14 protein-coding genes are annotated in these 12,736 nt (G+C 39.8%); 9 read left to right on the top strand and 5 right to left on the bottom strand.

The window, feature by feature from the left end; all coding sequences use genetic code 11:
- The first annotated feature begins 5 nt into the window (after nt 1–5).
- The 8 genes from VXK47_RS09090 (at nt 6) to VXK47_RS09055 (ending at nt 5,020) form a co-directional block, all read left to right on the top strand.
- Entirely contained in the window at nt 6–320 is a 315-nt protein-coding gene (locus VXK47_RS09090; RefSeq protein WP_435548461.1) for a hypothetical protein, read from the top strand.
- 106 nt (nt 321–426) lie between these two features.
- The gene (locus tag VXK47_RS09085) at nt 427–618 is read left to right on the top strand and encodes a type II toxin-antitoxin system HicB family antitoxin (RefSeq protein ID WP_435548460.1); all 192 of its coding nucleotides are present in this window, start codon (nt 427–429) and stop codon (nt 616–618) included.
- On the top strand, nt 615–788 hold the full coding sequence (locus tag VXK47_RS09080) for a type II toxin-antitoxin system HicA family toxin (protein ID WP_435548459.1): 174 nt from the start codon (nt 615–617) through the stop codon (nt 786–788). The genes VXK47_RS09085 and VXK47_RS09080 overlap by 4 nt, the downstream gene beginning before the upstream one ends.
- Before the next feature lie 84 nt (nt 789–872).
- Nucleotides 873–1,166 carry a vitamin K epoxide reductase family protein gene (locus VXK47_RS09075; protein ID WP_435548458.1) on the top strand — a complete coding sequence of 98 codons (294 nt, stop codon included), beginning with the start codon at nt 873–875 and terminating at the stop codon, nt 1,164–1,166.
- Between the two features lie 188 nt (nt 1,167–1,354).
- Nucleotides 1,355–1,570 (top strand): hypothetical protein, encoded by a 216-nt coding sequence (locus tag VXK47_RS09070; RefSeq protein WP_435548457.1) that lies wholly within the window; start codon nt 1,355–1,357, stop codon nt 1,568–1,570.
- A 2-nt stretch (nt 1,571–1,572) separates the two neighbouring features.
- Entirely contained in the window at nt 1,573–2,025 is a 453-nt protein-coding gene (locus VXK47_RS09065) for a type II toxin-antitoxin system VapC family toxin (protein ID WP_435548456.1), read from the top strand.
- Between the two features lie 24 nt (nt 2,026–2,049).
- A complete protein-coding gene (locus VXK47_RS09060) occupies nt 2,050–3,237 on the top strand; it encodes a vitamin K epoxide reductase family protein (RefSeq protein WP_435548455.1) in 1,188 nt (395 codons plus the stop codon).
- Complete coding sequence (locus VXK47_RS09055) at nt 3,230–5,020, top strand: ArnT family glycosyltransferase (protein WP_435548454.1); 1,791 nt, start codon at nt 3,230–3,232, stop codon at nt 5,018–5,020. Before VXK47_RS09060 ends, VXK47_RS09055 begins: the two co-directional genes overlap by 8 nt.
- Nucleotides 5,021–5,150: 130 nt before the next feature.
- Here the strand turns inward: VXK47_RS09055 and VXK47_RS09050 are convergent, their stop codons facing one another.
- From VXK47_RS09050 to VXK47_RS09030, 5 genes are all read right to left on the bottom strand, one after another.
- Nucleotides 5,151–6,047 (bottom strand): hypothetical protein, encoded by an 897-nt coding sequence (locus tag VXK47_RS09050; RefSeq protein WP_435548453.1) that lies wholly within the window; start codon nt 6,045–6,047, stop codon nt 5,151–5,153.
- A gap of 220 nt (nt 6,048–6,267) precedes the next feature.
- The gene (locus VXK47_RS09045) at nt 6,268–6,723 is read right to left on the bottom strand and encodes a hypothetical protein (RefSeq protein WP_435548452.1); all 456 of its coding nucleotides are present in this window, start codon (nt 6,721–6,723) and stop codon (nt 6,268–6,270) included.
- 83 nt (nt 6,724–6,806) lie between these two features.
- Nucleotides 6,807–7,775: a glycyl-radical enzyme activating protein gene (locus tag VXK47_RS09040; RefSeq protein WP_435548451.1), complete on the bottom strand. Its 969-nt coding sequence runs from the start codon at nt 7,773–7,775 to the stop codon at nt 6,807–6,809.
- Nucleotides 7,776–7,780: 5 nt separating this feature from the next.
- Complete coding sequence (locus tag VXK47_RS09035; protein WP_435548450.1) at nt 7,781–8,236, bottom strand: hypothetical protein; 456 nt, start codon at nt 8,234–8,236, stop codon at nt 7,781–7,783.
- A 24-nt stretch (nt 8,237–8,260) separates the two neighbouring features.
- Complete coding sequence (locus tag VXK47_RS09030) at nt 8,261–10,741, bottom strand: pyruvate formate lyase family protein (protein WP_435548449.1); 2,481 nt, start codon at nt 10,739–10,741, stop codon at nt 8,261–8,263.
- Between the two features lie 362 nt (nt 10,742–11,103).
- On the opposite strand from VXK47_RS09030, the gene VXK47_RS09025 reads away from it, so the two are divergent.
- Nucleotides 11,104–12,402 (top strand): CBS domain-containing protein, encoded by a 1,299-nt coding sequence (locus VXK47_RS09025; RefSeq protein WP_435548448.1) that lies wholly within the window; start codon nt 11,104–11,106, stop codon nt 12,400–12,402.
- Nucleotides 12,403–12,736: the final 334 nt, after the last annotated feature.

The following is a 12,736-nucleotide window of genomic DNA, read 5'->3' as shown; positions in this document are numbered from 1 at the left end:
AAACAATGAATACAAACAATAATCATATAAAACATCTTTCCTTTCCTGTTTATTTCTGGTCTTTTGTTGTTTTACTTCTTGCCGGTATTTCCGATTCCGCTTATCTGTCTGTTCACCATTATCTTATATATTCAGGTAATAACAGAGGGGTTAAGCCTGAACATGCAAGCAGACTTGTTTTTTTATTTTGTAATTATGCTGTCAGTGTGGTATCTGTATTTCACTTATGGGCCGTTACGAAAGAACCTGTACTTTTTTTGATCCTTTCGTTACGGCTCCTTATGCCGGTTACGGCATCCGAATGTTCCAGTTATTTTTGAACGACGGTTTACGGCCCCTTATGCCGGTCACGGCATTTCAATGTTACGGTTATTGTCGAATGACGGCTTAGACATAAGCAATGAAGAATATCGAATGGAGAAATCTATGAAAATAAAAATTGTCTATAAAGAGGAAAAAGGATGGTTTGTTGGGCATATACAAGAATACCCCGATTATGAAAGCCAAGGAAAGACTTTGGAGGAATTGAGAGAGAACTTAATAGAAATCTATGATGATATCAGCAAAGGTTTGGCGACCGATGCAGAACCTTTCCAGGTATTGGAAGTAGCGATTTGAAAAGAAAAGAACTACTTAAAATCATTGTATCAACTGGTTGTGTTTTTATGCGTCATGGCGCCAATCATGATTGGTATAAAAATCCTCAAACGGGTACGAGTCAGCCTATTCCAAGGCACACAGAAATTGAAGAAGGCCTCGCTAAGAGAATCATTAAAAGATTATCGTAGAGATGCGTCTAACATCAAACGGGTCAACCAGACGCCCAACATCAAATCTCTTGAGTGGACAGCAAGGGATGTGCGACCGCGAAATTGATAAACTCAATAATTTCAAAAAGATGTGATATAAAACCTTTTCCGTTTCCCATTTACTTTGGGACTATAGCTTTTTTATTGTTTGCCGGTCTTGCCGATTCCATTTATCTTTCGGTGCATCATTACCTTGTTTACACTGATATAGGGTATGAAAGCTTCTGTGCAATATCAAAGGCAATTAACTGCGATACGGTTTCTCAGAGTCCATATTCCATTTTCCTCGGTGTTCCGGTGGCGATTTGGGGTGTGGCAGGCTATTTTTTTGCCTGTTGCTTTTGCCCTTTGCATTGAACGCTGATGCCGGTAAAAAGCGGACAATTTATTTGCTACAAAACAGGACAAATCTATTTGTTGACAACATTTTCCTCTTTTTTATTTTGTGATCATGCTGTTAGTGTGGTATCTATATTCCAGTTGGGCGGTTGTACGCTTGACCGTCCCTCGTTTCTATGGGCAAAACAAGATAATAAGGAGATGATATGATTGCACATGAAACAATAGGACAACTTCAAAGTATCTCTGTTGGAGAGCGTCTTCATCTTATGGAAATTTTACTGAACTCACTCAAACAAGATATGAAAAACATGGAAAGAAAAGCACAACCTAAATTGAAACGATTTAAAGTACGAACCTTCAATTTAGGACAGGAGATTCATGCGGACAGAGATATTATTTATGCTGAACGGGGATTCTGATCATGTTCGCAATTGATACAAATCTTATTGTATATGCACACAATATCGCCTCTCCGTTTCATAAAAGAGCGAAACAATTTGTAGAACGGGTAATGAATGAACGAAATGCCGAAGGACAACTCGCTGTTTGTTTACCGGCTCAGGTATTAATGGAGTTTGTTCATGTTATCACATGGCAACATTTAGAAGCCCCTCTTTCCCTTCAGGAAGCTATTCAGATTGTTCAGGATTATCTTGATTCAGGCGTAAAGATTATTTTCCAGCAGGATAGCCGGATTCAGACGTTTATCAGTTTGTCAGGCAGTGTTACAACACGGAAAAAAGTCTTTGACTTAGCGCTTGCATCAACTTTAAAAGATAATCATACAATTGGGTTATATACAAACAATGTTGACGATTTTAAAGGTTTTGATTTTTTGAAGGTGATAAATCCGTTGTCAGATGAGGAAAAATAAAAAGCCTGACCCCTAACTGCTAAATTGATAAACAAAATAATTTCAAAAAGATATGATATAAAGTCTTTTCCCTTTCCTGTTTATTCAGGGACTATAGCTTTTTTATTGCTTGCCGGCCTTGCAGATTCCATTTATCTTTCGCTGCACCATTATCTTATATATACGGATATCGGATATGAAAGCTTCTGTGCAATATCTAAAGCAATTAATTGCGATACGGTTTCCCAAAGCCCTTATTCCGTATTGCTCGGCATGCCAGTTGCCTTATGGGGACTTTTTGCATATTGCTTTTGCATATTTCTTTTGCCTTTTGCATATCATTCCGATGCAGGGCGAAAGCGTATCTGGCGGTTATTTTTTGCGGTATCATTGATATTCAGTTTTGTAAGTATAATATTTGCCATAATTTCAACAATATATATCCACAGTTACTGCATAATGTGTATAGCAAGCTATGGAATAAATTTTTTACTTGTTTTCTATTCCTGGCTGATAATCAGAAGATTCGGAGAAAAAGAAGGAATTATTACCGGGCTTAAGCGGGATGCTAAGTTTATAGTAAGTAAAAAAAGGCTGTTTTTATCCTTAGCAACTAGTTATATAATCCTTTTTGTTTCGGTTTATACTTTTTACCCGGTTTACTGGAATCTTACACCTCCTCCTCTTTCTGCTAATGTTCCAAACGGAATAACTGAAGATGGCCACCCATGGATCGGAGGATCACAAAATCCTGAGCTTGTCATAACGGAATATACCGACTATCTGTGTTTCCAGTGTAAAAAAATGCATTTTTTCCTGCGTCAAATTGTAGAAAAAAACCCGGAGAAAATAAGACTCATTCATAGGCATTATCCGATGGATAACAAATACAACCCATTGGTAAAAGAGCCCTTTCATATAGGATCAGGCAACATGGCTATTCTTTCAATCTATGCAGAATCAAAAGGAAAATTCTGGGAAATGAATGATGCTTTGTTTGATATCGATAAAAAAGATAAGAGTATCAATATTAAAAAACTTGCCGAAAAGACTGGCCTGGATTCAAAAGAGCTTGCCACAGCAAGATATGACAACAAAATAAGGCACGCACTCTGGCTTGATATTAAAGACGGTTTGAAACTTGGGATTACAGGAACTCCGGCATATGTAATAAATGGCAAATTATATCTTGGTGAGATTCCGGCGGATATTTTAAAGAAAATCATTGAATAAATATCACATAAAGGCACAAAGCGGCAAAGATACAAACAGGAAAAGCATGGAGGATATCATAAAATTACCAAAAACAACAGGCGACTCTTCTTATTCTTCACCTGTTAATATCATATTATTAGCAACAACTGCTATTCTTATTATTGCTGTAATAATACTGTCTTCAGTTCCGCCTGTAAGCAGAGATGCTCTTACACATCATCTTGCAGTTCCAAAGCTTTATTTAACTCATGGCGGTATATATGAAATCCCATCATTGATATTTTCATATTACCCAATGAATCTTGAGCTGTTGTATCTTATCCCTCTTTATTTAGGAAATGATATCGTTCCAAAATATATACATTTTTTTTTCGGACTGCTTACTGCGCTTCTTATTTTTAAATATTTAAAAAACCGTATTAATAAAGTTTATGCTGTTTTTGGGGCTCTTTTTTTCTTATCTATCCCCGTGATTATAAAGCTTTCTACAACTGTCTATGTTGATTTAGGGCTGATTTTTTTTTCAACAGCATCTATAATATTCCTGTTTAAGTGGATTGAATCTGACTACAGCCTTAAGCATCTTGCCACTTCCGGTGTTTTTTGCGGCCTTTGTCTCGGCACAAAATATAATGCCATAGTTGTTTTTTTCCTCTTAACCATGATCGTGATTTTTGCATATATAAGAACTCCCCGCAAAATTGAAACCAGGAATGAATCGGCTAAGTCTGCTAAAGCGCTTTCTTCAGGTCTTGTGTTTATTATTATTTCTCTTCTGCTCTTTTCTCCATGGATGATAAGAAATTATATCTGGACAAAAAATCCGGTGTATCCGCTTTATCAAAATTTTTTTAACAATATAAATACTAAACCTGAACCAATTTCATTCGGAGCAGATAATAATAACAATTTACTTGGCAAAGAGAAAAACAATAACGGAAATAAGGAATGGGGGCATTTTGCAATAAGGAGAATAATATATCATGAGTCATTGCTTAAAATCATTCTTATTCCCGTGAGAATATTTTTTGAAGGAGAAGACGGCGATCCGATACATTTCGACGGAAAATTATCACCATTTTTGTTTATACTGCCTTTTTTCGCATTCATCCACTTTAAAAAAGATGACAGATTGTTAAAAACGGAGAAAATAATACTTCTTTGTTTTTCACTTTTGTATATTCTTTTTGCTTTTGTTAAAATTGACATGAGAATACGATATATCGCTCCGGTGATTCCGCCTCTTGTCGTTCTATCAGTAATGGGACTTCATAATATATTTTTATTATTAAACACACGATTTTCTCAGTTTTCAGGAAGAATACACCAGTATTGTCTGCTTGCCTTTTTTGCTGTAGTAATTTCCAATAATTTCATCTATCTTATCAAACAGTTTGATTATGTAAAACCATTTGAGTATTTAAGCGGAAATGTCGGACGTGATGAATATATTGAAAAGTACCGTCCGGAATATGCCGTATTTAAATATGCAAATAAAAATCTTGCGCCCGATGCAAAAATCCTGTGTCTTTTTCTCGGCAATCGCCTCTATTACAGCGACAGGGATGTAATCTTTGGTGAAACAGTTTTTATAAATTCCGTCAAAGGTAAGGATTCTATAATATCTGATTTGAATAATAAGGGAATAACTCACCTTATTATATGGTATAATTATTTTGACAAATGGGCGAACAATAATTTTAATGACAAAGAAGGTGTTTTGCTGAAAATTTTTTTAAGGGAAAACACCACCCTTATTTTTTCCAAGGGTGAATATGGCTTGTTTGAGTTAAAGCCTTGATAGCACAGGTCAATGTTTAACACTGATCAAACCAGGTCGAATATCTGTATGTGCATAAGCAAAGCGCAAAATAAATTGCTCATGCAACTTTGTTGAAAATTTATCAACAAAGTTGCATGCAAATAAACTTTTACATGCTTTCAAGGTCAAAGCCGATAGACAGCCTGATCTGCTGCCACTGTGAGTCCATCAGCAGAAAGTAGCCGAACAGTCCGTAACGGTAGACTTGAGGATCTTTGGCCGGATCGTATGGCTCAATTATGTTTGTGGCATACATCAGACGGCCTAAAAAAAGTCCATCGGCGATCTGCACAAGTTCATCTATGCAGTAACAATCCGGAACTATTGTCTTTAGCTTTGGCCAGCGATAATTTAACTGAAATATTTCTTTTTCTTTGCTTTGAGAATTGATTGAAAGAGTTTTTTTTGCAATGAAAAAGAAATTCTTCACATCATAGCCAAACTCCTGGGCTTCTTGTGTTGTAGCTTTTTCCGTCCATATATCAGACAAGTTCATCATGTTTCCCACAAACCGCTCTTTAAAAGTACGCAGTGCCTGAGTATTGGAACCCCAAAAAGTTTGTACTTTTCCGGTTTCATGCCCATCTGTGAATTCAAGCAGTTTTTCTTTGGAGATGGGGTCGAATCGTTTGCCTGTCCAGGTGGAAAACGGAGCGGCCATGCGTGTGTATAACAGATTTATTGTATTGGTTTTGAAAAGATCGAAAATACCTGCCGAATGCCAGCTAATAAGCGCGCCGTTGTAAAAGCCGTCCATGGTATCAGGGGCAATGCCGCGGTTAAACAGTTCCCCGAGCTGGTCAAAATAAGGCGATTCATTGGAAAGATTATCCGAAAGTGTTTGTGAACATACCTTAAGATAATGAAGTAAAGTAGGATACTGTCCTGCTTGAGTCAGTATATTTTCTTTTATTTTATCATTGCATATGGCAAGAGCCGGTTCCTGAAAAGTAAAAGCAGTAAATTTGTTCTGCTTAAAATTAAGTTCTATTTCAGGTGTTTGCATGCCTGGAGCATTTGGAGGAATTTCCAGGTAAGGAAAAAGACGCCGCGCCTCGGCATGCCAATTGCCATTCAGAAGCAGAAAATAACCGAAATTCTGATAATCGTACTCTGCGGGCGGTCGTTTGGGATCATAATCGCGTATAAGTTTGCGTGTAGCGTAGCAAAGTTGTCCCAGAAAAAGGCCGGGAGAAATCTCGACAAGTTCATCGATAAGCCAGCAGTTAGGAATCGGGTTGTTTAAAGCTTTGTAGCGATAGTTTAGCTGAAATACAGGCCGGGGGGATTTTGAGCTTACGGAATAAGCCGGATTTGGAATCCGTGCCGGAACCTTTGGCTATAGACGCTTTATCCTGTAAAACCATATCGGCTTTTGCCAGAGCTGGACCTGATATCGGCACATCAATTACAATATCTTTTATAACATCATAGATTATGTGGTTGCGGGTGCTTTGCAGAAGTTCGCCTTTGATATTTTTAATTTTCAGGTAGATATCAGGCTTGTCGCCAAGTTCATTTTTGCCCTGATACTTTATCGCAAATGCGCCATGATCATCAGTTTGGGTTGTGCCCAGCAGATCGTCAGCAAACAGATCTGCGTCAAATGCTTCAACCGAAAGACCGGCGATACCTTGTCCGTTATCTTCTCTTTTAATGGTTCCGCTGATTGTAAATCCCATTATCCGCCTCCTTGTTATAGAATATCGAATTACAGACACCGATGTGAATTGTTCGGTATTAGTTTATTTATTATGGGTTGTCATTAAAGTCTTTCTACAATCTCCTGACACCTGACCCCCGATACCTTATTTCTGTTCGTTGTTCGCTGTTTTTTAACTATGTCATCAAACGCTTCTGCGATCTCCCGGTATTTGTCAGCAGCCATGGAATGGCTGATAAGACCGGATGCAATTTTTTTTCCAAGAGCGGATGCTTTTATAATAGCTCCCGGGTGGTAGGCAAGCAGCCGGTAAGACAAATTGTCTTTTGCTCCGATATATTCAGCTATAGATTCAAGATTTTTCCGGTCTGCTGTAAATCCGATTATAACAGGAATCGAACAGACAAGTTTTTTGCGTGCCACATCAACAAGCTTTGAAAAATTATCCAGGATATTTTTGTTGGATTGTCCGGTAAACTTGAAATGCAGATCAGGATCAAGGTGTTTGATATCAAAATAGATCAGATCAATCATATCGAGCAGCCCGGTTTTAAATAAATCCCACTGGAAAAAACCGCAAGTTTGCAGAGCTGTATGAATGCCTCTGTCTTTTAGCTTTCTCAGCACCCGGCCAAGATAAAGGCAATGCTGTGTTGGCTCACCTCCGGAAAAGGTGACCCCGCCCTTTGAGTGATCAAAAAAGCGCACATCCTGTAATAATATTTCCACCAGCTCTTCCGGCTCATAATAACGCCCCTTAATAGTCATGGCTTTTGCCGGACATTGACCGGCGCACAGGCCGCAGCCATCGCAAAGATCACGGTTAATCCTGACACAATCATTTATAGTAATGGCGCCTTGCTGGCATACAGATAAGCAGTCCGCGCATAGGATGCAGTTTTGGGGCTGATGGTAGAGTTCCGGCTCAAAACTGATACCTTCCGGATTGTGGCACCAGATGCAATTTAAGGGGCAGCCTTTGAAAAAGACTGTGGTTCTGATTCCCGGTCCGTCATCCAAAGCATAGCGGTGAATATCGAAAATCAGCGGACGGCGCTTTTCGGGATTCATGGCATTTATAGCTTTCCGGCGTACTTTAGCTGTAAGTGTTTGGACATATATGCGAATTTGTAAATGTAATTTAGATTGCCGTCTATACTGATATCCTGGCTAAGTATTGAACCAAGTATGTCCGGTTTCGGGCTCAGCAGAAAACCCATAAGCGCCTTGCCATCACGAAAGATTACGGTAATATTGGTGTTATCGATCTTTTTTTTGCTGACCTTCATATGGTTATCGTCAAAGATTGCAGCAACAGTTATCTTCTTGTCCTTGCTGCAAAACAGATAACGTGCATTAAAATTTTTGATATTTTTCTTAAAATCCTTATCCAGAAAGAGCGCAAGGCTCATAAGATTCAGCAGCGCTTCTAAAAATCCTTCGGCCGCTTCTGACTTTACGGTCTGGGTAAAGTTTTCAATTGCGATTTTAGCTTGCGGCATCTTAAGAATATTTAATAACTCGTTTGACATGACAGCCTCCTTGCCGTTGTACGGCTATTTTGTTCCCAGCATGTCGCTGTGGGCATCCGGAAAAGGTACTGACTTACCTTTTTTAAGATCATATGCCGTCCGGGTAATTATCTCATCTTTCATGGCATCGTTTAAGTCTTTAAAATAGGCTGAATAGCCCGAAACCCTGACAAGCAGTTCCGGATATTGGTCCGGGTGTTCCTTGGCGTCAAGCAGCATTTCATAGTCCATGATATTGCACTGGATATGCAGCCCCCCGCTTTCAAAATATGTTTCCAAGCCTGCGCCGAATTTTTCAATATCTTCAGCTCCGCATATGGCAGGATATTTCAGGTTGAAAGCTTCACCTCCTGGGATACAAAGTGGGTCCAATCCTCCAACAGATTGCAGGCAGGAAGCCAGATTTGTGGCAGCCTGGGAAACGGGAGTAATCCCGCTTGCAAAAACCTTGTTTGCTTTACGGCCATTCGGCAAAGCCCCGGAAAGCTTGCCCTGGCCTGCATGGTTTGTCATAGTCCAGAAAGCCGGTTTGTAGGTGCCTCCACGATAATTGGTATGGCTTTGGTAAAAATCATATAAAAGTTTTACTACCCGCTGGGCATTTGCCTGAGCCGCAGGTTCCATACTGCCGTATTTGGGCGTATAGTTAACAAGATAGGCATGCAGCTTATCGTAGCCTTTAAAATCAGCCTTCAGGGCGGCCAGAAGCTCTGCAAAAGTGCATTTATGATCTTTAAAAACGGCTTTTTCAATTGCACTGATTGAATCCACAGTATCAGCAAACCCGATATGGGTTGCGCCGGAAGAATTATATATTGCGCCACCGAAAATCAGATCCTGGCCTTTGTCCATTGGGCCTTCGAAAAAAGCCGAAAGCAGAGGCGATGGCAGTATATCCTGATAAACCCGGCCAAACATTTCATTAAGTTCAATAGCCTTTCCGGCAACCCATTTAAACTGAGCAGAAAAAGCATTCCGGAAATCTTCAAACTCAGCAAAAGCCACGGGTTCGCCGGTAGCCGGGCCGATTTGCTCATCGCCGGTAACCGGTCTTTTGCCGTTATAAAGCGCAAGTTCCAAAACGGAAGCAAGGTTTAACATAATTGAACTGGAGGCATCATAGCTGCGGCCTGCGGAAGCCAGTTCCACACAGCCTATTACTGCATAATCTCTTGCATGCTCGGTTGTTACACCCTGATTTTCAAGAGTACGAATATCAACAATGTCATTGTGTATGGCCGGTACTGAGCGTGTACTTGCTATTACCTCGGTCACCCGGTTGCGGTAGTCTTTGCTGTTTTCGCTCTGGTGATATCTGGCATTGAGGCTGGGGTCGCGGGTCTTAAGCAATTCGGTTACCCTCAGCATAATATAAGTCAAATCATTTACCGCATCTTTACCGTCTGTACCCACACCCCCAACAGTTACTGCAGGAACCGTTCCGGCTCCGCCAAACAGCTCCTCGGCAGTTTCAGGCACAAGGTTTGTGTTGTCATTCAGCTTGAGCCACAGACAGCCGGTTAATTCCAGTGCCTCTTTAACGCTTAGTTTGCCCGCCTGCATATCATGCTTAAAATAGGGATAGAGCAATTGATCCAGCCGTCCCGGGCTCATGGCCATGTTTATATTTTCAGCATGGATTGCAATCTGGATTATCCACAGTGAGTTGATTGCTTCACGAAAAGTCCGGGCAGGCTTTGACGGCACCTGAGCGCAGACTTTCGCCATCTGCAAAAAATTCTCTTTTCGTTCAGCATTATTTTCTTTTCGAGCCAGCCTGGCGGCTTCGGAACTTAAGTTTGCTGCATATGCATTAATTCCCTTCAGCGCTATCTGAATTGCCTGGTAAAAAAGTATACTTCGCTTCTGATCTTCATTCAGATTGCCTTTAGACCTGAGATTCTGTTCCTTCTTTGCTGCCTGATCTATAATATAATCCAGGCCATGTTCAAGTGCTGTAGCATAATGGGGCACAGTATGTGATATCGTCCCTGCCTTGCTTGCGATAAAAAATACTATTCGCTCGAAAAGCCGCATACATTCGGGATTATTATGGCGCTTGCGTGTTACTTCAAGAACATTACGATCCATCCAGTAAGGATAGATATCAAAGTTAAGTTCATCAGCTTCGGCACGGGTAAGAGCCAGGGGATTTTTTTCACGCGTGCTGATCACATCAAGTTCAGGCCAGATGGTAAGCCCTGTCCACTCAGGATAAACCGGCGCACCAAAAGGCTTTGTGCAGGTAGTTCCGGCAAGCGGATTGCCATCGAAGAAAAACGGCTGCTTATTATTCAGAAAATGCGCCACAGCTTCGGCATAGCGCGTGATCATAGGATCGCTGTCTGCAGACATTTCCTTTAAAAAACGGGTTACATAACGAGCCCTTTCGATGCATACAGCCGGTTTGGTTTTAAGCAGATTGCTTCGCAAGCTTTTAAGAAGAGGAACATTGTCCAGGGTATATTCTGAAAGCCTGGTGTCTTTTAATGTTATTTCGCTCATGGATGGCCTCCTTTTTTTGCCATATGCCCTGAGTTGAACAGAATACCGGCAGCAGTATAAGTCTGTTTTGGGGAATATATCGATCATGACTTTCAATGAAGCCATGTTTTGGGATCTTTGAATACAGGGCCTGTGATAAGAACTTTATTCACTGTGACAAAGTTTAAGAAAATTGCCCTGTTATGTCAATATAAAAAAATATTTCATAAAATGCCTGTTATTTTCTTACCGGATTGAAAACCGGATTTTATATGTTACCTTTTTGAAGAAAATTGCCGATATATAGCTATTATCAAAGTAAATATATTATTTGTAATTATGTAGTTCAATGTAAAACGGTAAAAACTTGCGGATAACTATTGATGCAGATTATTACAACACATAAAAACACGGATTTTGATGCGCTTGCTTCCATGATTGCTGCAAAGATTTTATATCCGGAAGCTGCCTGTGTACTTCCAAAAACTGTCAATCCCAATGTTAAGGCTTTTCTTTCTATCCATAAAGACATTTTTGATATGTATTCATCTGCTAAAATTGATTTTGATAAGGTCAAAAAACTGATTGTTGTTGATACAAATAATTGGAACCGCCTTGAGCGCATGGATGCACTTTCTGCAAGAAAAGATCTTGAAATTATATTATGGGACCATCATACATGTGACGGCAATATAAATGCTGCTTGGAAATGCCATGAAGAAACCGGATCTAACATAACCCTTATGGTTCGCAGGCTGAAAAAAGAAAAAAAGAAAATATCTCCCATACAGGCAACACTTTTTCTTACAGGACTTTATGAAGATACCGGGCATCTCAGCTTTTCATCTACAACAGCAGAAGATGCTTATGCTGCCGGCTTTCTGCTTGAAAAAAAGGCGGACATAAATATTGTCAGCTCTTTTTTGCGCCAGGCATACGGAGAAAAACAAAAAAACATTTTGTTTGAGATGCTGCAATCTGCAAAAAGATCAAAGATTAACGGGCATACTATCAGTATTAATAAAATCAGAATTGAAGGTCATATCAATAGCCCGGCTCTTGTTATCGGTATGTATAGAGAAATTGTAAATGTTGATGCCGCATTCGGAATATTTACAATCAAAGATAAAGACAAAAGTATGGTTATTGCCCGCAGTAATGATAATGGTTTGAATTTAGGTTTAATTATGCGCAGCATGGGAGGAGGTGGGCATCCCGGCGCTGCTTCCGCAATCTTAAAAGCAGTTAATCCTGATGCGGTTGAAGAATGGATAAGAGAACTTATAGGAGGAAATCAGCAGGCATCAGTGCAGATAAGCGATTTAATGTCTTTTCCGGTTTTTACTGTGGAACCGGACACATCCATGGAAAAGGTTGCTGCGATATTAAAGGGAAAAGGCTGTACGGGGCTTCCCGTTGTTCAGGGAGAACAACTGGTAGGAGTCATTTCACGCAGAGATTTTATTAAAATAAAAAAAGAGTCTCAACTTAAATCTCCTGTAAAGGCATATATGAGCACAGATATTACAACAATCGACCCGGGAAAGAGCCCGGTTCAGGCTGCAAAGCTTATGGCAAAGCATGATATAGGGCGGCTTCCTGTAGTTGAAAACGGGCGTATGATAGGCATTATCACACGTTCAGACACGATGCTCTACTTCTATGATATGTTGCCGGATTAAATTCAAAATAGTATTTATCCTGAAATAGCAGAACAGTGGGAACAAAGCGGCTATTGGAAAAACTCAGACAAAAATTAATTACCGGTAGTATCACTCAACGGATGAAAGATATTAAACACCGATTTTCACAGCTGGTTAAATCAACATAATTTTCCCCCAATTTTTGCATAGTGCAACACATCTCTATCGATTTGCTTTTCTCTCCGCTATTTTTTTACATTCCTGCGCGCTGGATTTTTGGCTCAATATTTTTTTATTAGGGTGCTTTTTTTTATCCCTTATATTTTAGAATCAGGAATTTTGGAGATTTTGAAAGAATGCGAAATGCCTGATT

It is taken from the genome of Desulfobacterium sp. N47, from assembly GCF_051233685.1.
Taxonomy (GTDB): Bacteria; Desulfobacterota; Desulfobacteria; order Desulfobacterales; family RPRI01; genus RPRI01.
This window is presented reverse-complemented; position numbering and strand designations above follow the sequence as displayed.